At 73.6% G+C, this 20951-nt stretch carries 21 protein-coding genes; 12 read left to right on the forward strand and 9 right to left on the reverse strand.

Annotation, left to right across the window (positions count from 1 at the left end; translation table 11 throughout):
• From K353_RS17270 to K353_RS17280, 3 genes are all read right to left on the reverse strand, one after another.
• Positions 1-1566: hypothetical protein (locus K353_RS17270; protein ID WP_146616490.1), on the reverse strand; the 1566-nt coding region annotated here is incomplete at its 3' end.
• A 9-nt stretch (positions 1567-1575) separates the two neighbouring features.
• A complete protein-coding gene (locus tag K353_RS17275) occupies positions 1576-2388 on the reverse strand; it encodes a hypothetical protein (protein ID WP_111554501.1) in 813 nt (270 codons plus the stop codon).
• 109 nt (positions 2389-2497) lie between these two features.
• A complete protein-coding gene (locus K353_RS17280; RefSeq protein WP_111554502.1) occupies positions 2498-2776 on the reverse strand; it encodes a GlsB/YeaQ/YmgE family stress response membrane protein in 279 nt (92 codons plus the stop codon).
• Between the two features lie 388 nt (positions 2777-3164).
• Here K353_RS17280 and K353_RS35680 point away from each other — a divergent pair, with 388 nt between their 5' ends.
• Positions 3165-3425: a WhiB family transcriptional regulator gene (locus K353_RS35680; protein ID WP_233533661.1), complete on the forward strand. Its 261-nt coding sequence runs from the start codon at positions 3165-3167 to the stop codon at positions 3423-3425.
• Between the two features lie 538 nt (positions 3426-3963).
• Complete coding sequence (locus tag K353_RS17290; RefSeq protein WP_111554504.1) at positions 3964-4479, forward strand: hypothetical protein; 516 nt, start codon at positions 3964-3966, stop codon at positions 4477-4479.
• 314 nt (positions 4480-4793) lie between these two features.
• On the opposite strand, the gene K353_RS17295 is transcribed toward K353_RS17290, so the two are convergent.
• From K353_RS17295 to K353_RS17305, 3 genes are all read right to left on the reverse strand, one after another.
• Positions 4794-5444: an ATP-binding protein gene (locus K353_RS17295; RefSeq protein WP_111554505.1), complete on the reverse strand. Its 651-nt coding sequence runs from the start codon at positions 5442-5444 to the stop codon at positions 4794-4796.
• Positions 5445-5587: 143 nt separating this feature from the next.
• Positions 5588-5914: an STAS domain-containing protein gene (locus tag K353_RS17300; protein ID WP_199528142.1), complete on the reverse strand. Its 327-nt coding sequence runs from the start codon at positions 5912-5914 to the stop codon at positions 5588-5590.
• Positions 5915-6327: 413 nt separating this feature from the next.
• Positions 6328-6738, reverse strand: coding sequence for a VOC family protein (locus tag K353_RS17305; protein WP_111554507.1), 411 nt, complete (start codon positions 6736-6738; stop codon positions 6328-6330).
• A 537-nt stretch (positions 6739-7275) separates the two neighbouring features.
• Between K353_RS17305 and K353_RS17310 the strand changes: the two genes are divergently transcribed.
• Positions 7276-7707: a DUF6003 family protein gene (locus K353_RS17310; RefSeq protein WP_111554508.1), complete on the forward strand. Its 432-nt coding sequence runs from the start codon at positions 7276-7278 to the stop codon at positions 7705-7707.
• Positions 7708-8065: 358 nt separating this feature from the next.
• Here the strand turns inward: K353_RS17310 and K353_RS17315 are convergent, their stop codons facing one another.
• Complete coding sequence (locus K353_RS17315) at positions 8066-9853, reverse strand: PP2C family protein-serine/threonine phosphatase (RefSeq protein ID WP_158585424.1); 1788 nt, start codon at positions 9851-9853, stop codon at positions 8066-8068.
• A 336-nt stretch (positions 9854-10189) separates the two neighbouring features.
• On the opposite strand from K353_RS17315, the gene K353_RS33850 reads away from it, so the two are divergent.
• The 3 genes from K353_RS33850 (at position 10190) to K353_RS17325 (ending at position 12276) form a co-directional block, all read left to right on the forward strand.
• Positions 10190-10552, forward strand: coding sequence for an STAS domain-containing protein (locus K353_RS33850; RefSeq protein ID WP_146616492.1), 363 nt, complete (start codon positions 10190-10192; stop codon positions 10550-10552).
• A gap of 262 nt (positions 10553-10814) precedes the next feature.
• On the forward strand, positions 10815-11216 hold the full coding sequence (locus K353_RS17320; protein ID WP_158585425.1) for an ATP-binding protein: 402 nt from the start codon (positions 10815-10817) through the stop codon (positions 11214-11216).
• 679 nt (positions 11217-11895) lie between these two features.
• Positions 11896-12276 (forward strand): hypothetical protein, encoded by a 381-nt coding sequence (locus K353_RS17325; protein WP_111554511.1) that lies wholly within the window; start codon positions 11896-11898, stop codon positions 12274-12276.
• Between the two features lie 224 nt (positions 12277-12500).
• Here K353_RS17325 and K353_RS17330 read toward each other — a convergent pair whose 3' ends face one another.
• On the reverse strand, positions 12501-13010 hold the full coding sequence (locus K353_RS17330) for an ATP-binding protein (protein ID WP_111554512.1): 510 nt from the start codon (positions 13008-13010) through the stop codon (positions 12501-12503).
• A gap of 764 nt (positions 13011-13774) precedes the next feature.
• Between K353_RS17330 and K353_RS17335 the strand changes: the two genes are divergently transcribed.
• The 5 genes from K353_RS17335 to K353_RS17355 all read left to right on the forward strand — a co-directional run bounded on the left by K353_RS17335 (position 13775) and on the right by K353_RS17355 (position 19015).
• Entirely contained in the window at positions 13775-15385 is a 1611-nt protein-coding gene (locus K353_RS17335; protein ID WP_199528143.1) for a PP2C family protein-serine/threonine phosphatase, read from the forward strand.
• Positions 15382-16506 carry a B12-binding domain-containing protein gene (locus K353_RS17340; protein ID WP_111554513.1) on the forward strand — a complete coding sequence of 375 codons (1125 nt, stop codon included), beginning with the start codon at positions 15382-15384 and terminating at the stop codon, positions 16504-16506. The genes K353_RS17335 and K353_RS17340 overlap by 4 nt, the downstream gene beginning before the upstream one ends.
• A complete protein-coding gene (locus K353_RS17345) occupies positions 16506-16862 on the forward strand; it encodes an STAS domain-containing protein (RefSeq protein ID WP_111554514.1) in 357 nt (118 codons plus the stop codon). Before K353_RS17340 ends, K353_RS17345 begins: the two co-directional genes overlap by 1 nt.
• Before the next feature lie 103 nt (positions 16863-16965).
• Positions 16966-17403 carry a lipopolysaccharide assembly protein LapA domain-containing protein gene (locus K353_RS17350; RefSeq protein WP_111554515.1) on the forward strand — a complete coding sequence of 146 codons (438 nt, stop codon included), beginning with the start codon at positions 16966-16968 and terminating at the stop codon, positions 17401-17403.
• Between the two features lie 1042 nt (positions 17404-18445).
• Positions 18446-19015: an RNA polymerase sigma factor gene (locus tag K353_RS17355; RefSeq protein ID WP_111554516.1), complete on the forward strand. Its 570-nt coding sequence runs from the start codon at positions 18446-18448 to the stop codon at positions 19013-19015.
• A 175-nt stretch (positions 19016-19190) separates the two neighbouring features.
• Here the strand turns inward: K353_RS17355 and K353_RS37205 are convergent, their stop codons facing one another.
• A complete protein-coding gene (locus K353_RS37205; RefSeq protein WP_158585426.1) occupies positions 19191-19913 on the reverse strand; it encodes a DUF4232 domain-containing protein in 723 nt (240 codons plus the stop codon).
• A gap of 307 nt (positions 19914-20220) precedes the next feature.
• On the opposite strand from K353_RS37205, the gene K353_RS17365 reads away from it, so the two are divergent.
• Positions 20221-20892, forward strand: coding sequence for a GPP34 family phosphoprotein (locus K353_RS17365; protein ID WP_111554518.1), 672 nt, complete (start codon positions 20221-20223; stop codon positions 20890-20892).
• The last annotated feature ends 59 nt before the right edge of the window (positions 20893-20951 follow it).

Here is a 20951-nt window from a genome sequence, read left to right on the forward strand (position 1 = left end):
GGACCGGGTGATGGCGACCACGTCGGTCGTCGCGCTCCGAGTGAGGTCGAGGTGCCCGAAGGGGCTGGGGAAGTCGGCCAGCAGCGTGCCGTTCGGGCCGCCGCCGGCCTTGCACCACTGGAAGCCATCGCCGTCGGGGCGGAAGTCGCCCACGGTGACGTAGTCACCGCTCTGCGGGTCCTGCGGGTGGGCCGCCGTCGAGTCGACGTACCGCCGGCCCTGGATCAGGTGGAAGCAGTCGGCGCAGGTGCCGCTCGGCCCGGCGAAGACCGTACTGAACCGGCGGCTGCCGCTCCCCGGGGCATCGGAGGCCAGGTAGACGGAGTAGGGAACCGTCTCCAGATCGTCGACCGCGAGCGCCGGGACCGGGCCGCCGGCGTCGGGGGCGACGATCTCGGTGAGGTCGGTGCCCTCCAGGACGTCCTGGAGGAACCACCGCTGGTCGGCCTCGCCGGTGTGGTCCCGGGCCACGACGCCCCGGCCCGGGCCGAGGTCCGTGAGGTACTGCCCGGTGTGGTGGTCGACCGGCGTGTAGGTGCCGTCGCCCTGGTAGGCCCGCGCCCAGAGCTGGTCCGGCGCGGCGTTCGGCCACAGCACCGTCCGCGCGTCGCGCGCGCCGCCCTCCTGCCCCAGGTAGCGGCCGGCGAACGGCGCGTACGGATGGAAGACCCGGAAGTAGCCCGGGTGCTCGGGGTCATAGGTCAGGCTGAACACCCGGGGCGAGGGGTTGCTCCGATCGATCGGCCGGCCCTCGACCGCGTGGGCGGTGTCGTCCGCGGGACCCGCCACGTTGGTGGTGGCGGCGTTGCGCAGGAAGACCTGGTTCGGTCGGACCGGCTCCGCCGATCCCGTCGGCGTCGGCGCGTTCGGGAGGTTGCCGAGGGTGTGGACGACCGGGTAGTGGTCCGACGACCGGAGCGGGAACCGCTCGATCCCGATGACGCTCGCATCCGCCTGGGCAGTGGGCAGGACCGCGTAGTCGAGGACCCTGGCGGGCCCGGCGCCGACCCGTTCGGTCTGATGGGTAGGCAGGGCCCGAGCCTGGACGGTGAAGGCCGCGCCGACCGCGGTCCGCAGGTTCACCGGGCCGCGGTTGTAGTCGCCCAGGGCGATCCAGGGCAGACCGGTGGGGGCCATCTGGTCCCGGACGATGTTCAGCAGCCGGGGGACGCCGCTGCCGGAACTGCCCGAACTCCCGCGCAGCGAGCAGTAGACGACGCCGTCGACGTCGATCCCGAGCGCGGGCCGGGAGCCCCACCGGTCGCCGATGACGGCTTCCCGGGTGGTGTGGACGTCCTCCGGGGCGACCCGGGCCCGGCTGAAGAGCGCGACGTCGACCCGGCCGAACGGGAGGTCGGGGTTGGTGTCGGTGTGGATCCAGTAGAGGTAGCCCGTCGGTCGCGCCCCGGTGCCGAGCCGGTACTCGCGGACCGAGCGGACGAAACCGAGGTCGTCCACCCACCGGGTGTCGGCCGTGTGGATCTCCTGGAAAAAGGGGGCGCCGCGCGGCGGGGCGCCCGCCTCCTGGATGGCGATGACGTCGGCCCGGGCGTCGCGGTCCAGCACGTTGCGCCCCTACAGCCGGGGCAGACCGTTGGTGTACCGGCTGCCGTTGTTCTCCGGGGCGTGCGCGCCCTGTATGTTCCAGGTGGCCACCCGGCGGGTGCGGCTGTCGCGCGGGCCGAGTCCGTCGGTGTCCCGGAGGAACAGCGAGGACCGCCAGCCGACATCGACCGGCACCACGCCCCGGCCCGCGTAGTCGAGGCCCTCCCGGCCGCCCCAGTCGGGAATGGCCCGACCACCCTGGCCCAGCGGCTGCAACCGCCCGGGCGCACCCTCGGCGGAACCGAACTGGAAGGCGGCGCCCGGGCCGGTGCCGCAGGGCGCGTACGGCTCGTACACCCCGCCCCGGGAGGTCTGCTTGAGCATCCTGTTGTCGTGGAGGACGTTCTGCGGGCCCGACGACCCGAACCACCTCACGGCCTTAGGGCCGGCGGCCCACCAGACCGGGTACCACCTCCCCTCCTCGATCCCGCCGCCCTCGCCGCCGCAGTCGACCCGGCAGCTGCCCGAGCGGTGCTCGCAGGGGACGCGCAGGATATTCCGCTCGAAGAGGCTGCCGTACTCCCAGCCGCCGTGCAGATTGAGATCGGAGTCGAGATCGTTACGGAAGGCCACGTTGCCGCTCGCCGACCACCGGAAGGTGAAGTGGCGCAGGTCGCGGCCGAGGTTGCAGGCGTAGAGAAAGTCCCAGACCCGGCTGCCACGCAGGTAGCCGTTGCCGCCCTCGCCCTTGTTCCAAGCGCCGTCGAAGCCGTTGCGTTCGATCTGGACGTTGCGGGCGCCATCGGTGACGATCGGGTACGAGCCGGCCGCCTCAGCCCTCAACCCGCGCACCCTCGTCCAGCACCCCGACGAGAAACAGCGCCAAGCCCTCCGCAGCCCCCCCCTTGTGGTGGGGGGGCGCTGCGGAGGGCTTGTCGGGGAGGGGGGAGGATCAGGCGTGGCTGTGGTGGTGCTTGTTGCCCGTCACCACGCGGTAGACGACCAGCAGGATGACCGAGCCGGCGATGGCGGCGACCCAGGTGGAGATGTCGAAGAAGCCGTCGATCGAGTTGACGCCGAAGATCACCTTGCCGAGCCAGCCGCCGAGCAGGCCGCCCGCGATACCAATCAGCATCGTGATGATGATGCCGCCCGGGTCCTTGCCCGGCATCAGGGCCTTCGCGATGGCACCGGCGATCAGACCGATCAGTATCCAGGCGATGATGCCCATGTGCTTCCCTACCTCCACGAGAACAGTCAGCGACGACAGCCGTCTTCGCCCATGCGGAAAAATTAAACGCCGAATCTTTCTGACCCTCCGTCAGGATCTCGTCTCGTGCCGGTGGAAGGCCCCTGCGGCGCACCGAAGGGCGGAAAAGGAAGAAGGTATGCATTTCCACCCCTGGAGGGAGCAGAAGGCTCCCGTCACGGGAATCCGTCGAGGAGGCCCGGCCCGCCCAGACGGAGGAAGACTCATGGCTGCCGACCGCAGCACCGCCAAGCCCATGACCGCGACCACCTCCGGTTTCCTCGGTCGCACCGAGCCGGCCGCTCCGGGCCCTCGTGCAGTGCTCCGGCCGCCGACGACCGAAGCCCCGGCGCGACCTGCGGCACCCGACCTGGACTCGGACTGGCGCCGGCGCGGCGCCTGCACGGGGGAGGATCCGGAGCTGTTCTTCCCCGTCGGCAGCGCTGGTCCCGCCCTGCGTCAGATCGAACACGCCAAGGCCGTCTGCCACCGCTGCCCCGTCACCCGGCAGTGCTTGGAATGGGCGTTGGAGAACAACCAGGACAGCGGCGTCTGGGGCGCCACCAGCGAAGAGGAGCGCCGCACCATCAAGCGTCGCGCCGCCCGCCGGCGCGCCCGCGAGACGAACTGACCCCTCATCCCTCGTCGACGAGGGCGGGACAGCGCCGGACCGGTCGGCCGAGGTGACGAGAGGTGTCCGTCGCCCACCCGCGCCGTGAGCCGACGGGTACGGGCGGTGGCGGAGCGCGGCCGGGAGGGCGGGTGTCCCGGCAACGCCTGCCGGGGCGGTCTGCCGGGCGGCGTGCCGGGCGTCCGCCCGTTCCTCGCCCCCGAGCGCGCGCACCGTGTCACCGGCCGTCCACCACGGCAGCGGTCCCGAGGGGGCGGAGGCACGGGGCCGGCACCGGTGCCGCGGCCGCCGCGACGGCCACGGCCCGGCAGTGCCGGTGTGCCAGGCGGGCGAGGCGGACGCCGGAGCGGGCACGGAGGACAGCAGCAACGGGCACCGTTTCACCCTGCCGCTCGCCCCCTCCGTGCCCGGGGCCGGATGCACGAAAGAGGGAAGTACGGCGGGCGAACGGTGCGTTCGAGTTACGGCCGCAGCGTTCGGGGAACCCGGAGTGAACCCGGGGCGGCACCGCCCGCACTACGACGCAGTAGGAGGAGCCATGTCCCCTCGTACTCCCGCAGACCTCGTCAAGGACCTGCTGCAGCCCTCGCTCGACGAACGGCGCATCGCCCTGCACGACGTCTACCTTCTCGACTGCCTCTCCCAGGTCCAGGAGGCCCTGGAGTCCACCCGGTGGGACCGCATCGGCCCTCTGCTGGACGACCTGGTCGCAGCCGCCCTCGCCCTGCGCCACAGCGTCGGTGAAGAGGCGGCGACCGGCGAGGAGAGCGCGCGCGACGGCCTCGTCATCCAGGTCCTGGTATCCGCCTACGGACAGTCCCACCGCGCCGCACGCGCCCTGTACCCGGCCCGCCACCTCGACGCCGCCCTGGCTCTCGCCCTGGTCGGTCGGTCGACGACCCTCGACGCGCTCCCCGGCCCCGTCGGCGTGGTGTCCGTGCCCGCCGAGGAGTCACCTGCTGCGGTCACGGCGGTGTCCGTCCCCATCGAGCGGCTGCCCCCCTGCGCACCGGCCTTTTCCGTAGCTGCCGAGGCCGCGCCGGCGGCCGGGTGAGGCAGCTCGGTGGGGCCGTTCCGGCCCTGCGAGGTGAGCCGGGGCTGTTCGGGTGGGTCGTGAGCGGCGAGAGCCCCCGCCACCTGGGGCGGCGGAGGGCGTGACAGGAGTCCGTGACAGCCCCGGCGGAGCGGAGTGCGGAATTCGAGGTCGCCGGTGCGCTCGACGATCCGGCCGACCGGAGGCAGCGGCCGGTGCCCACCGGCTCGACCTGGAACGGAGCCGCCCTTCCGGAGACCCCGCAGGGGAAAGGAGCGTGCCATCGCGGATGGGGGCGTGGGAGCGGGCAGGGGTGCGCGATGGGCGACAGGGGTCTACAGGTCGACGGTGGTGCTGATGCGCTTGCCGCCTTCGGGCAGCGCCACCACGTCCACGCTTGAGCAGAGCTTGAGGACCAGGGCCCAGCCCCGCCCGCCCCAGCGCTCCACATCCGTCAAAGCGCCCTCGTCGGCGTGCGGCACGCGGGCGTCGGCGTCCTCCACCTCGATCCGCAGTCGGCCGGGGCGTCCGACCCCCGACGGCTTGGCGCGCGTCGCGGCCCCGGCGCCCTCGATGCGGGCGTGGAAGCCGGTGATGCCGCCGGCATGCCGGTTGGCGTTGGTGACCAGCTCGGTTGCCACCAGGTGCGCCTGCATCTCCACCTCTGCCGATGCACCCGCCGCTCGCAGCAGCCCGCTGAGCGCCTCGCGGGCGTGCGCCGCCGTGCGCACCATCGGCGCCGACGGCTCGGCGGCCGTCTCGCGCGCCCGGGCCCGCGTGGTGCCCGGGGCGAGGTGCACGTCGTCGATCGGGTGACGTTCGCCCTCGGCGAGGTGCACGTCGTCGATCGGGTGACGTTCGTCCTCGGGGTGGCCCGTCTGCGGGCGCTGGGTGGGCTGGGTGTTCGAGGCACCGGCCTCCGCGGTGTGAGGTGGGGTGGGAGACGGTGTCCGGACCGTGTGCGACGGGGGCGGGAGATGGGACATGGAACGGCCTTCGGTCGGTGAACTCCTGGTACAGGAAGAGAAAAGAGGGCGAAAAGGCAGAACTGTCACGGTGACGGCTGCCCCCGACCCGGAAGGTCACTCCACCCGCCACCCGTACGACGGCGACCGGCCCTCCACCCGCCTCACCGCACACCGTCCCCGGCCGGATCGGCCGCGGCCTGGCCGCCATCCGTGCCCGAGGCGTCGGCGAAGGTGAAGTAGCCGAGCACACCGGTGATGCCGAAGAACCCCTCCACGGTCGGCAGCAACGGCCCCTCCAGCACCAGGGCGCCACCGGCGGCCCGCTGGCGTCCGTGCGCGGCCAGCAGGGTGTTCAGCACCGAGGAATCCACGAACTCCAGCCCGGACACGTTCACCACCACCGTGCCCGCACCCGCACGCAGGGCCGCCTCCAACCGGTCGGCGAAGTCCTGTCCCCGGTCCCAGTCCAGCTGTCCCCGCGCCCACACCCTCACCACACCCGACGCGTCCCGTGCCACACCCTCACCCGCTCTCGCATCATCCACACCGGCAGTCTAGGCAGCCCGTCCGACATGCCCGTCGGACGAGGCCGACGGTGGAGCAGTCCGTCGGGCGCGGCAGGGTGCGGCGGGCTGGGGCGCCCCGAGCCGCGGGGCGCCCCAGCCGGTGACCTCTCCTCGGGGCCCCGCCACGACGGAGGGGGCCGGACAGGACCCGGACAGGAGCGCGAGGCCACCACGCCCCTACCCGACGACCGGACCCCGCCGTCGGCACGGAACCCGGCGGCCGGGACCTGTCGCCGTGCGCGCGGCCCGGCCGCCTCGCCGTCCGTCCTGAGCCGGCCGGCCGTGCCACCCCGCCACCCGCGGCCGGGCCGTGGTACTGCTCCACACGGAACGACTCAGCTGCGTTCGGGCCAGCGCGGTCCCTGCTCGGTCCAGGTGACGCCCTTGTTGCGGCACAGGCAGAAGGGGTGGCCGATCGGGTCGGTGTAGATCCGCCAGCCGTAACCCTCGGGACCGGTGAAGTCCCGCCGCAGTGTGGCGCCGAGGCCGAGGGCGCGGTGCTGTTCGGTCTCGATGTCGTCCACCTCGAAGTCGAGGTGGAACTGCTTGGGGTGTTCGAGGTCGGGCCACTGGGGAGCCCGGAAGTCACTCACCCGGATGAAGGCCAACTCGATCTCGCCGAACCGGATGCCGGCCCAGTCCGCGTCACTGCCGTCCTTGACCGGGCGGCCCGTCAGCGCGGAGTAGAAACCGGCCAGTTCCAGGGTGTCGGGGCAGTCGATGATGAAATCCGTCAGTCGAAGCACCCCAGGAGCCTCTCATACGGAAGGGACGGGCGCGGAACGTCCCGGCCACGCCCCCGGTGCGCGCCTGCGCCCCCCTCCGGCCGCCGTCTCCCGGACTGATCCGCTCGACTTCGACGCCACGTTCGCTGCCTTTCGCGTCCGGGCCACGGCCATGGCCGCGTGCGCCGAGAACGTCCGGCTCTTGGACGGCAACGGCAGTCCCTGTCCGGACCGGGACGACCTGCCGCCCGGAGCGCGGGTCCAAGATCCGCCGGCCCCTCCCCCGGGCCCGGCAGGCCGCCTGCCCGCCCCGGCGCCGGGGCGAGTCGGCACCGGACCCCGGAAGGACGACGTCCGTCGTGGAAGGGCCCGGCGGGGCATCGCCGTCCGGTACGACGGTCCCCGGCGGTGGGCACGCACCGCTGTACGCATCGCGAGCCGACGCCACGACACAGCGACCGGGTCCTCCCGCACCTACGACAAGAGGGGTCCGACCTGAGTAGTCTCGGCGGGGGCGTATCCCTCTGCCCCGTTCGTCAGAGCAAGGGAAGCGGCGTCATGTCCGGTACGGCGTTTGTTGTGATCATCTCGCCCCGTCAGGAAGCGGTACCGGGGGTGGGGGCGGAGCGGCTGCCCGATCTCGGCTTCTGGGAGACCCCGGCTGTGCACGGCTGGCTGCAGGCGTTCGATGTGGAGGGCGAGGCCGGTTGCGGGCTCGTCCGGGTGGTTCCGGCCCTGGACGAGGATGTCATTCCGGCGGATGCCCAGCGGCTCCGGGTTCCCGTGACGCACGAGGAGGCCCAGCTGATCGTCCAGGCGGCCGGAACTCCCGCCGCGGCTCAGGTGCAGGCCGAGCTGCTGACGTTTCGGCGGGTGCTCGCCGAGAGGCCGGCCATGGTCGAGCGCGCCAGGGCCGTGGGCCTCAGCCCGGCCCGGATCGACCAGCTGGCGGGCACGCCCCTGGTGGCGGAGGTCGAGGGCCGGCAGTAGGAGTGATCGTCTGAAGGTCGTCGTGGAAGGCGGTGGCAGGGCGGGCCGAAGCGCGCTCCGCCCTGCTGTTTCGCCCGGTTCGGACGGGGGTGTGCGTGCGGGCGACGGCCCGCGCGTTCGCCGAGGACCGGTGGTCGCGGCTGGAGACGCCCGCACCGCGGTCGCGTGGCGGTGGGAGGGCGCCGTCCCCGTCCCCGCACCGCCTTCCCCGGGCAGGCGGTGAGCGGCGAGGTGGCGTGCCGACGGCCGGTGGCCCCGTCCTGGTCCCCCACCCGGACGTCCTGCAGCCGGGCCGGGGCCGACAGCGCCGACGGGCCGGACGGCCCGCCTCGACCCCGCCGCGCCCGCGCGGGCCCGCTCACCCCGCGCTCGGGTCGGTGACGCGCAGGGCCAGCAGGACGACGTCGTCGCGGTGGTCGGAGCCGGCCAGGTTCTCGGCGAGCAGGTCGAGTGTCCGCGGCAGGGGCGTGTGGTCGGCGACGGCCGGGGCCAGGAGGGCGGCGACGTGGTCGATGCCCTGTTCCAGGTCGCGGCCGCGGCGTTCGATCAAACCGTCGGTGTAGAGGAGCAGGACGGAGCCCGGCTCCAGCAGGCGTTCGTCGACGGGGCGGCCTTCGAGCGGGGGCAGGGCGGGGTGGAGCATCATGCCGTGCTCGGTGAGGCGTTCGACGGGGCGGCGCGGGTGGGCGAGCAGCGGGTGGGGGTGGCCGGCGTTGGTCCAGCGCAGCAGCCATGCCCCGTCCGGGCGCGGATGCAGGTGGGCGTGGACGAGGGTGCCGCTGATGCCGATGCGCAGTTGCTCGTTGGCGCGTTCGAAGGAGGTGAGGGTGTCGGCGGGGCCGCGCCGGCGGTCCACGTCGGCTTGGCGCAGCATGCTGCGGGCCTGGCCCATCAGGGCGGCGGCCTGCGTGTTGTGGCCGGTGATGTCGCCGACGGTGAGGGCCAGCGGTTCGCGCTCGTCGTCCGCGGGCCGCTGGTGCGGGATGCGGTAGGCGTCGTACCAGTCCCCGCCGACCATGTCGTGGTGGGCGGCGGGCCGGTAGAGGGCGGCGAGTTCGAGCCCCGGCGCTTGGGGGAGGTCGGTGAGCATGGCGCGTTGGAGCTGGCGTGCGACGCTGACCCGTTCGTCCAGGTGCAGGGCCCGTTCGACGGCGCGGGCGGTGTATCCGGCGATCACCGTCAGGACGGCGCGTTCGTGGAGGTCGGTCTCGTGCGGCTCGTCCCAGGCGGCCACCAGGGTGCCCAGGGTGGGACGGTGGGTGCCGGGCAGGGGGACGCACACGGCGGAGTGCAGGCCCATCTGGTCGAAGACGGCGACCGTCTGCGGGTCGTAGCCCTCGACGAGCGTCCGGCGGTCGGGGACGCTGACCACCCGGTTCTCCCGTGCGGCCTGTGCGGTGGGCCACCTGTCGGTCAGGGCGTACAGCGGGACCTGCTCCTCCAGGGGCACCGGCCCCCTGCCGGCGTCGACCGAGCGCCGCAGCATGTCGTCCTCCCCCAGCAGGACCAGCCCCACGTACGCCGGTTTCAGGTCCCCGCTGACCAGTTCGCTCACCGTGGCGCGCACGTGGTCCAGACCCCAGGTGCTGCCCAGCAGTTCGGCCGCCCGCAGGAGCAGTTCGGAGCGGTTCAGCTGGTTCTGCAGTTGCTGCGCACCGGCGACGGCCGCGCCGGTGGCCGCCTGCGCCCGGTCGCGGGCCTCTTGCGCACCGCGGTGCGCGTCGTTGGCGCGCCGTGTGCCCGCTCGCAGCCGCAGCTCCGTCGCACACGCGCCCGCCAGGTCCTCCAGGTCCTGGCGGTTGCGTTCGCTCCAGGTCCGCGGGCGGGGGTCGTGGACGGCCATGACTCCGAGGTGCTCGCCCTGCGCGCCCCGCAGGGGAGCCGCTGCGAGGGCCCCGGCCGCGCCCTCCCCCGCGGCCTCGCCGCCGTCGCCGGTCCACCGGCTGAGGTCGTCCACCATCAACAGCTCACCGGTGTCCGCCACGTGGCGGCGCAGCGCCGCGTGCCAGGGCGCCGCCGGTGGATGCTCCGGCGGCCAGCACTGGACCACCTCGGCGTCCTGCCCGGGCGCGTCGCCGCCCGGTGCCACGACGACCGCCCCGGGGGTGGCCAGCACGCTGGCGGCCAGGCGGGCAAAGCGGTCCACGGGGTCCTCGCACCGATTCTCAAGCCGGATGCGCTGCCGGGTCGCAGCAGCGTTGACACAGTCGACCCACCCTATCCGACCGGTGCCTGCCCGCGGCCTCACCCGTTGCGGTTCCCGGTCCGTCCCGGCACCGTGCCGCGGTCGGCGTGCCGCAAGCCCCGCGGCACACCGCGAGTCCGGCGGGGCCGCCGCGCGTCGGAGGGCGCCGCCGGAAGGACGGCCCCGGGCCCCGCTCCCCCGCGCCTGCCCAGAGCGCCCGGGCGTTCCGCCGGGCGTCACGGGAGCGTGCTCCGGCACCCCTGCGCGGCGGTGGCGGCGCTGTCTACACTGCACCGTATGAGTGAAGATCCACGGCAGTGCCGCGTCCCGGAGGAGGTGCCCGGGGTGGAGGTGGTGCATCCGCCACGGGAACTGGACTGGGAGTGCGGGGAGGACTTCGCCGCTGACCTCGCTGCGGCTTCGCTGCGCGGCGCGGTGGTGGTGGTGGATCTGTCCCGCACGGAGTTCGCGGACTCCTCCGCGCTGGAGAGTCTGCTGGTAGCGCACCGGCGCCAGCAGGAACGAGGTGGGCGCCTCGTGCTGGCGGGCCCGCTCCGTCCGGTCCTGCGCCGCCTGTTCCATACGGCGGGAACCATGGAGCACTTCGTCTTCGCGGACGACCTGGCCGGGGCCCTGGAGCGCGTGCGCGCAGCGGGGTGAGGGGTTCCGGTGCGCTTTCGATGCATCGCGCTCCGGTCCGGGCCCGACCGAATGGCGCCTGTGCGCCGGGGCAGGCGACCCCGTGACACGGTCATGTGTCCGACACCGCTGACCCGCAGGAGAGCGACCCACGCGAGGCCACACCATGTACGACACCCGATCCACCACCTTCCCCTCCGCTCCGACCGCCCTGCCGCCGGACACCGACCGCACGGGCCCCGCACGGACGCGCCGGCAGGACCCGGGGGCGGAGCCGCCGGCCGTGAGCGCGGCGCAGACCCGCCGCAGCGTCCGGCGCACCCTGCACGAAGCCGAACCGCTCACGGCCGACACCGAGGCGAACGCCCTCCTGGTCGCCAGCGAGCTGGTCACCAACGCCAACCGCCACGGCGGCGGCGCCACCGCCTTCAGCGCGCGCATCGAGACCGCCGCTCCGGCAACGGACGGAGGCCGGGGCGTCGACGGAGCCGCCGACCCCGTGCTGCGCATCACCGTCGAGGACTCCGACAACAGCTTCCCGCACGCCTCCCCGCACGCCCTGCACGACCGGGTGCGCCCGGGCGGACGCGGCTGGGCCCTGGTGCTGCTCCTGGCCGACACCTGTGCGATCACCCCGCTACCCGCCGGTGGCAAGCGGATAAGCGTCACCCTCCCGCTGCGGTAGCCGCACGGACCGGACCGGCCCCGGACCGGACCGGAGGGGACGGGGTACGTTCGCCGCCCCGGATCGGGCACGCGGCGCGTGAGCTCGGAGAACGACCCGGGCCGGCTCCAGGAGGGCCACGGGGCGGAGGGCAGAAGGCCGACCGGGGACGGGTGGAGCCGGACGGTACCGCTGCCGACGCCGACGCCGATCAGGGCGGCACGGACAGGTCCGGTGGACGCCGGGTGCCCTTCCGTGGATAAGCCGAACGGGCACCGCGAACCCCGGACACCGGCGCGTCCGCTGGCCCTTGGCCGGGCCCGGCGGCAGCGAGGGCGGTTGGCGACGCGGGCGCGGAAGGCGGGTGGGGGTGTGAATACCGGGTCCTCGGGCGGGCAGAAGGGGATCGCGCTTCACCGTCCCCCGCGACCGGTTCTCCCTCGGAATCCCGGTCCGGAAACGATTCGATTGCTCCTTTTCCAGGACCTGGAGTCCGGCTGCGACATGTTGGACGCCGGATCCGTCGCGTTCGGACCGGGGAAGGCGCGGTATTGCCATTTCGGACCGGCGTGGCGCGAGGCCGGCGCCCGGCACGATTCACCGGTTCCGGCGGCGGATCGACGGTCCCTTGTCATTTCCGTGCGGGGCTCCGTACAGTTACTGCCGAGCATGGGCGCGGCCCTATGACGGAGGGGAAATCATGATAGAGATCACCGAGGACCGGTATGACGGGTGGAGAATCCGTCTCGTGTTCTCCCAGGACGACCCGGAGGGTTGGATCAGCAAGGCCCGCGACGTGGGGTACCTGGAGAACATGCTGGCCGCGCTGGGCGATCCGATGGACGCTTCCGGCCCCAGGGCGCGTGGCGCCGAGGCGGAGCTGCAGCTGGAGGCCGTGTCCTGGTTCGTGGCGCAGCTGAGCCGCCGTCAGGACGCGCTCCTCGCCGCGCTCGGGGACTCCGGCGTCTCCCGGGGGGAGCCGGCGGGTCCGGTGGACCTTCACGCGGACGACCCGGCGCTCGGGCGCGGTGTGCCCGCAGCCCGGCACGGAGCCGCGGCCGGCGACGCCGCGCAGGGCTGACGCCGGGCCACGGAAGGCGGCGGACCCGTCGCCGCGACCGCGGTCCGCGCCGCGGCCGGGAAAGCGGGTCGGAAGCGGTGCGGAAGCAGTGCGGATTCGACGCGGGCCGTTTTCCGGATTTCACCTCCCGGACTGCGGGGAATCCGCTCCCATAAACCGTGCCGGGGCGTCGCCGGGACAGCGGAGGTCGAATGTCCCGGCGTGGCGGCGTGCGGCGGGCCGGGTCACCGGGATCTGGGGGGTTCCGGGGCGCGGAGGTCGGCGTGGACGGTTTTGCCGATTCCTTCCAGTGCGGCGCCCCAGTATCCGCGCGTGAAGTGGTGGACCAGGAGCAGGCCGTAGCCGTTCCGGGCGCCGGGGCCGGCGTCGATGAGGCAGGGCAGGCTCCTGGAGCCGTCCTGGACCGCGACGCGTACCGTCCGCCGGTTGAGGCGGCGGACGGTGACGACCATGCGGAGGTTGCACCCGGTCTCGATCGCGTTGGTGACCAGTTCGCTCACGACCAGCTCGCCGGCTTCGACCAGATCGGCCAGGTTCCACGCACGCAGGGTGGCGCCCACCAGCAGCCTGGCGCGCGCCGCGGACGGCGGCGTGTAGGGCAGTGCGAGTTCCACCGGGCCGTCGGGCGGCGACGGCCGGTAGGTCGTCCCGGTACCGGCGTTGACCTCCGGCGGGGAGGCGGTGCGCGGCGGCCCGGTCGTGGCGGAGGAGCCGGGTAAGGGGTCTGCGGTCATGGCGGAACTCCGTTTTCGTCGTGGTGGTCGGAGGGAGGGGGCGCCGGCGCGGTCAGGTCCTGCCCGGTGGGCCGGCGGCCCGCGTGCGGAGGGTCCGGTGTCCTCGGCGGGGGCTGTCGTCGCCGGCCCGGTGGCCGCCTCGCGGGCGCCGTTCCGTCCGTCGGGTTGCCCACCTGTCGGTGCGCGCCGGATCGCCGGTCGGGCAGGGCGCCGCATCGCGCCCGCCCCGGACGGGCGCAGTCCGCTCAACGACGGAAGCTCGCGAGCGGCACGGAGACCCGGGACCGGTCTGCCCGCTCCGGGCGAATTCCGTGCCGCTCGCGGGGGACGGGTCGTTGGGTGGGGGTGGTGCGGCAGTGCCGGACCCGTTCCCGAGCCGACTCGGCACCCCTCCGCCGTGGTCGGGCCGCGGACGGGGCGAGCCCACCACCGGCCGGGGCGCCCCGCGCGGCGGGGTGCCCCGGCCACCGGGACCTGCCCGTCGACGAGCCCTGTCCGTCGGCGAGCCCCGCGCGTCACCACGGTGGGGTCTGATCGGATCGGCACCGTCCGGTGCCCGGAAATGTCCGTACCGGGCGGACGCGGTGACCGCTTGTCCGCAGAGGTGTGACGGCGGGCAGCGCTCTTTGACTGTGAGGCGGGCCCGAGGGGTAACCACTGGTTGTACACGGGAGCGCAAAGAGAGGATGGTTGCTGAGCGGCAACAGTTTCGTCGATGTCCTGGGAGGTGGAGATCCACGCGTACGCGTAGTGGGTTCTTTACTATGGCTTCTACTCCGGCAGGTACCCGTTCCAGCACCTTGGGCCTGGTGTCAGCGGTCTCCGCCCCCTACCCCGTGGTGCTGGTGGGCGCTGACGGACGCGCCCTGGAGGCGAATGCGGCGGCGCGCGCGGTGCTGGGGACCGGGCGGGACGCCCTGCCGGTGCTGCCGCGGTGGCTGACGGGGGCCGGGACGTCCCGCGCCTCGTCCGGACGGGTGGGGGACCGTTTCTTCTCCGCCCATCCCACGGTGCTGGACGCGGGCGCCACGGTGTGGTGGCTGGTCGAGGAGGCCGGGCACCCGGTGGCGGACGACGAGTCGGGCTCGCACCGCGGTCACACGGCGTTCCTGATCGAGGCGTCCAGTGCCCTGCTGGCGTCGCTGAATCTCCGACGGTCCATGGAGACCACGGCCCGTCTGGCGGCCCGTCACCTGGCGGATGCGGCCGTGGTGGTGGCTCCGGGCCGGTCCCGGCGGCTGCCGATGGTCGTCTGCGACCAGGACGGTGTCCTCAGCACGGGCAAGCTGGAGGAGGAACCGTCCGCGGTGCCGGGGCTGGAGGAGGCCCTGGAGGGTTTTCCCCCGCTGCCCGCACGGTGGATGGACCCCTCCGCCGCGCCCTCGTGGATGGTCCCCGCCGGTTTCGGCCCGGTCGGCTCGGTGTCCATCGCGCCGCTGCCGGGCCACGGCGTCGCCGCCGGTGCCCTGGTGCTGTTGCGCCGGGCCGAGCGGCCCGCGTTCAGCGAGCGGGACGAGGAGCTGGGCCGGCTGTTCGCGGCACGTGCCGGAGCGGCGATGTCGGCGGCGCGCCTGTACGAGGAGCAGGACGCGATCACGCGGGTGCTGATGCGTGAGCTGCTGGCACCGGAGCTGGTCCAGGTGCACGGGGTGGAGTTCGCGGGCGGCTACCGCTCCAGCGAGGACGCCGAGCGGATCGGCGGCGACTTCTACGACGTGCACCCCCCTGCCGAGGAGGACGGGGAGACGTTCGCGCTGCTGGGGGACGTGTCGGGCAAGGGGCTGGAGGCCGCGGTCCTGACCGGGAAGATCCGCAACACCCTCCACGCCCTGCGCACCCTGTCGACGGACCACCAGCAGGTGCTGCGCCTGCTGAACGACACGCTGCTCAGCCGCAACGGCCCCCTGCGCTTCGCGACCCTCGTCCTGGCCTCCGCCCGTCGCGAGGGGTCCGACGTCGCGCTGCGGCTGACGTCCGCAGGCCACCCCGCGCCGCTGATCGTGCGCCGTGACGGCCGGGTGGAGGAGGCCGCGACTTCCGGCAGCCTGATCGGGGCGATGCCAGAGGTGTCCTTCCGGACGGCCGCGGTGCGTCTGGCGCCGGGCGAGTCGTGCGTGCTCTACACCGACGGTGTCACCGAGGCGCGGGGCGGGCGCCGGGGCGGCGCCATGTACGGCGAGGAGCGCCTGCACCGGCTGCTGGAGAACTGCGCGGGGATGCCCGCGCAGGCCGTGGTGGAACGGGTGCAGATGGCGGCCGCGCAGTGGATCGGCAAGGGCGATCACGACGACATCGCGGTCATGGCGGTCACCGCGCCGCGCTCCCACCACCTGACAGCCGTGAACGGCACGACACGAGGCAGGTACACCGCATGACTTCCCCCACCGGGCAGCGGCCGGCACAGCGACACCGTGTCGGAGCACGCGCCCAGGAGGCTGCCGACCGCGAACAGGCCCGCCCGTGGGCGGACAAGCTGTGGAGCGCGGTGCGCTCCTGGGACGAGTACGCCGCCCTCGACGTCGTGGAGAGCGCGCTGGACGCCGGGTTGGAAGCCGAATCGGTTCTGCTCGACGTGATCGGCGCGGTCCAGCACCGGGTGGGCGTCGAGTGGGCGGCGAACCGGATGAACGTGGCCGACGAGCACACCGCGACCGCGATCAACGAACGCGCCGTCGCCGCCCTGCCCGTCCCCCGTCCCGACGGCTCCCCGGGCAGGATCACGGTGGCGTGCGTGGACGAGGAGTGGCACGCCCTGCCCGCGCGGATGCTCGCCGAGACGTTGAAGCTGCGCGGCTGGCGGGTGGACTACCTGGGCGCGCAGGTCCCCACCGGCCACCTGGTCGCCCAGGTCCGCCGCGCCGACCCCGACCTGGTGTGCCTGTCCAGCTCGATCCCGACCCGCCTGCCGATGGCCCACCGGGCGATCACCGCCTGCCAGGCCGCCGGGATCCCCGTCATGGTCGGGGGCGCCGCCTTCGGCCACGACGGCCGCTACGCCCGCCTCCTGGGCGCCGACGCCTGGGCCTCCGAAGCCCGCTCCGCAGCCGATCGGCTCGCCGCGGCGCTCCCCGCCCGCCCGTACGCGGCCCGGCTGACCGTCAACGACCTGCCCCACCTGGAGGACCAGGAGTACACCCACGTGGTCCGCTCCGCCGTCGGCCTGCTGGAGCACGCCTTCGACGGCCTGGAGCGGCGCTTCCCCGCCATGAGGGACTACACCGACGACCAGCGCGAGCGCACCGAGGAGGACCTCGGCCAGATCATCGACTTCCTGGGCGCCGCCCTCTACATGAACGAGCCGGACATCTTCACCGGCTTCCTCCTCTGGACCGCCGACATCCTCGAAGTGCGCCACGTCCCCGCCCGCTCGCTCCTGCCCGCCCTGGACCTCCTGGCCGACCAGCTCTACGACTATCCGCGCGCCCTGCATATCCTGAATGCCGGGAAAACGACCCTTGCCACCGCCAACCGACCCGACGACTCGCTGGACAGGTAGTGACGACCTCCTCCAACCACCGCACCCCCGCCACCGCACACCACGCGGACGGGGGCCACATCCACCTGAGCCTGCGCGAGGACCTGGACTACTCCACCAGCCAGGACCTCCTCCGGGAGGCCGCGGCAGCCCTGGCGGACCGCGGACCGGCGGACACCCTGGTCATCGACTGCCGCAGCCTGGACTTCATCGACTCCGTCGGCCTGTCGGCCCTCCTCGAAATCCACCGCGACGCCGCTTCCGCCGCCGTCACGATGCACCTCGCCCACATCGGGCCGATCCTCGAGAAGCTGCTCCGGCTCACCGGCACCTACACCCACCTCACGAGCGCGGCGACACGGGAGAACACCAGCTGAAGTGCGCCGGGGCGGGCCGGAGGCGTCGTATCGCGGGAAAGGGGCATGAACCGGAGCGAAAGCGCGTGCACGCGGCCCCAGCGCGAAAGCCGGCGGAGGACTCATGAGCATCGACCGACCCGCACCCGACCCTCCGGTGTCGCGGAGCGACACCGGAGGAGCACCGCTCCGGACGAAGCGGAGCCGTTCGGGCGCCATCTGGGCGGGGGCGATCACCGCCACCCTCATCCTGGTCCTCCTGCTGGTCTTCATCCTGCAGAACGGCCAGCACGTGGAGGTCTCCTACCTGGGTGCCCACGGCCGCCTCCCCCTCGGGGTCGCGCTGCTGCTCGCCGCCGCCAGCGGAGTGCTGCTGGTCGCCGTCCCCGGCTCCGCCCGCATCTGGCAGCTGCGCCGGGCCGCGCGCAGGCAGGCGGCGACCGGAGCGGTACCCCTCGCCGGGGGTGAGCACCCGACGGTCCCGCACGAAGGCCGGCCCGGCCTCGAACAGGAGCGGCGGAGCAGTTCCTTCGAGAAACCGCCGACGCAGGACGGCCTCTGACCCGAGCACCTCCGGGGCGGCCACGACGCCGGCGCGCACCCGGTGCGTCGGCGCTCGCCGAACACCGGGGCGGCCGCGCCGACCGGCCGGGTCCCGGCACCTCACAGGACGCGGGCGCCTCCGAGCAGCACCGGCGCTCCGTCCAGGCCGAGCACCGCGGACGCCGACGGCCCTGGTGCACCGCCGCCCAGCGGATCCGCGACGCCCTGCGCCGCTCCGCCCAGGGCCGTTGACGCACCGCCACCGCCCGCCGCCGGGATGCTGTCCGATCGCTCGGCCCGCGAACGGCGTGGATCGCCACGTGCGGCGGGCACCGTATCGGTCACCGAGGAGGAGGGAGACGCCGTGCCGGAAGGACGTGATCCTTCCGAGGGCGACGGAGTGAGCTGGAGCAGCCACGGCCGGAGGCCCGAGTGCCCGCGGAGCGAGGGTTCCTGACAGCCGGTCGCTCCGGACGACGAGCGGTGCGGGGAGGTCCGGCCCGCCGTCTGCGTCGAGCGGGTGGCGGGCCGGGGAGTTTCAGTGGGCGCAGAGGGGGTCGGTGGTGGTGTCGGCACCGTCCCGGGGTGCGCGGGTGGGGCAGGTGGGGCGGTGCGGTCGTCCCGGCCCCGGACGGCAGATTTTAGACATTTAACCGGAACAGGCCACTCCCCTCTCGCCTTCGTGGCCGGTTGCGGCCGCTTTCGAGGCCGGAAGGAATTGCGACGCATGCGGAAAATTTCCGTGATTGCATAACCCCTGCTGCGCGGCTCCCCCCCGGGAACTCCTACCGGGTGGGCCGGGACGAAAGGCCGCCCCGCAGCGAAAGTGCATCGCAGATCCCGCAGGCGCGCACCGGGGATCGCGCGCTGACCGCCGGGAGTTCACGCGGGTCACGAATCGCGCGGGAATCGGCCGTGAGCACCGCAGACTTCTCACGCACCACACGGGGATCGGGGCACGGTACGACTGTTCGATCGAATTGACGCGTATTGTTCCCTGGCTGTTCTACCGCCTCCTAGGGTGACGATCTCCCCGTTTCGTACACACTTTTGGAGCCGGCGTGAACGCCCACGACTGCCCCGACCCCGCCGCCGCGCAAAGCCTGGTCGAAGCCGCCAGATCCGGTGACCCGCAGGCATGGACCGAGGTCTACCGGCACTACCACCCCGCCGTGTTCGGGTTCTTGATGCGTCGGACGAGCGGCGACCGGCCCCTGGCCGAGGACCTGGCCCAGGACACCTTCGTCAAGGCCCTGACCGGCATCGAGAAATTCCAGTGGTCCGGCACCGATCTCGGGGCGTGGCTGCTGACCATCGCCCGCAACACCTTCCTCGACCATCGAAAACGCCGCTCCACCTCTCGCGAGTCACCGACCGGTGACGCCGTGGATCGCGACTGCGGCACCCGCGTGGAGGACGTGATCATCGCCCGCATGGAAGCCGAACGGCTGTGGGCGGCCATGGGGCTGCTCAACTCCCGCCAGCGGAGCGTGATAGCCATGCGGTATTGGGAGGAACTCAGTTCCCAGGAAATCGCCACTCGCGTCGGCCTGCGGACCGGAGCCGTCAAGACCCTCGCCTACCGCGCCCGGACCAACCTGCGCCGCTCCCTCACCCCGTACGGCACGTGACTCCCCGATACGGCCACGGACGGTACGTGGTGCTCGTCGGCGATGACGCGGTCGAACCGGGCGCGGGTCCGGGTACGGTCCGCCACGGGGACGGCCGAGGGTGGGATCACCCGCCTCGCCCCGGTCGCGACCCGGCGGCCCGGCGGCCCGGCACCGCCGGTGCGGACGCCCCCTGTCAGCCCTCTCCCTGTCCCTCTCCCCCGATCGGGCCGATCCTGACCCGGTCGCCGCCGCTGTCGTCCGTGACCGGCGGTGAGTCGGCGCCCGGCCAGGGAAGGGTGACCGACTGGGTCCCGTCCGGCGGGGTCACCACCAGGCCGGTGATCCGCACGCCCGTGCCACCCGAGGTGTTGAGCGGATAGTGGATCCCGACGAACGTCGACCTGCCGCTCTCCAGGGTGGCCTCGGGTGCCGGACGGCCACTGCGCCACACGGAGATCGCCCCCGCCGAGGTCTGCGGGTCGGCGCCCGCGTACCCGGCGAGCGTACGGCTTCTGCCCCTGTGGTTGTTCAGCTCGACCACCACGGTGTTCTCGGCGTCGCCGGTGACGGCGTGGCCGGAGGCGGTGACGCCCAGGTCCGCCGTCCGGCGCTCGGCGGGGGCGCCGGGTCCGGGTCCTCGGAAGCCGGGCCGCTGCCGGGGGTGGTGCTGACGGTAGCGGCGGGGCTGCTGGACGGGGCGCTCCGCGCACCGCCCGTACCGTCGCTCCGGCAGGCGGCGAGCGCGAGGGCGGCGGCGGTCAGGACCACGAAGGCGGACTTGCGGATGCGCACGCCGCTCTCCTCTGGATTCCGGGTCGGACCCGTCCGACCGAGGAGGCCGGCCCGCGGAAGCCCGGGACCCGCCCGCCCGGACGGAACACTCCCCGGGGTCCGCCCTCGAACGTGCCGGCGACACGCACCACCGCGGCCGGCCGCGCGACAGGCGTGGCGAGCGGGCTCTGCCGACCGGGCACCGGGACGGCCGACACCCGTCCCGCCTCGGAGACGCACCGCAATCAAGCCGTCCGGCCGGCCGCGCGGATGAACCGCCCGAGCCCGGGAAGGCGACCGCAGAAGCCGCATCGCCGTCTTCTGCAAGCGAATTGACGGCGTGTCACACTCGCCGAAGGCCGGCCTCCGGCGCGGACGCGGCACCGCCGGAGGCCGTCGGGCCGCCTCCGGACGCTCCGGCCGTTCCGCCCCTTCCGTTCAGGAGGAACCCCATGATCATGACACTCCCGCAGAAGCTCTACCTGCTCGGCTACAGCCCCGACAAGGAGAAGTTCGAGGTCGACAACCTCCAGTTCCGGGGCCAGCGCCTGCGGGCCGGGGCCCTCGCGGAGCTGGTGTCCGACCAGGCTCTCGCTGTCCGGCCGGGCAAGCGCCCCGGCGCCGTCCGGCTCGGCGACGCACCGCCCAAGGACGCCTTCCTCGCCGAGGTCTGGAAGGAGACGTCCCCCGAGGAGCCCAGGAGCTGGCTGGATCTGATCCAGCCCTCCGCCCACCGGGCCGAGTCGTCCGTCCGCGAGCAGCTCGCGGCCGCCGGGGAGATCGGCATCCCCGAGATCAAGGGGCTCAAGAAGCTGTCGCTGCTCGCGCAGCACGAGGTCCCGGTCCACCACCCGGACCACGTCACCGCGCTCCGGGAGGAGGTCCGGGAGCCGGTTCTGCAGGACGCGGATCCCCTGACCCTGCCACCGCTCGCCCTGGCCCTGACGGTGATCTCCGCGGAGAGCGACCGGCACCACCTCTTCAGCCGCGACGAGCGCCACGCCCACGAGGCGACGATCGAGGCGGTCCGGGAGCGGTTCGACGCCGTCTTCCCCGGTCTGCGCGACGCCCTCCGGACGTCCATGAACGCGCTGCGCCCGTCCGGGGGCGGATGGGGCCAGTGAGGCACGGCCCGGATCGCGCCGCACAGGGGTCGCCGATCCGTGCCCGCGCCGTGCCGGTA

The sequence above is a fragment of the Kitasatospora sp. SolWspMP-SS2h genome, assembly GCF_003259315.1.
Taxonomy (GTDB): Bacteria; Actinomycetota; Actinomycetes; order Streptomycetales; family Streptomycetaceae; genus Kitasatospora; species Kitasatospora fiedleri.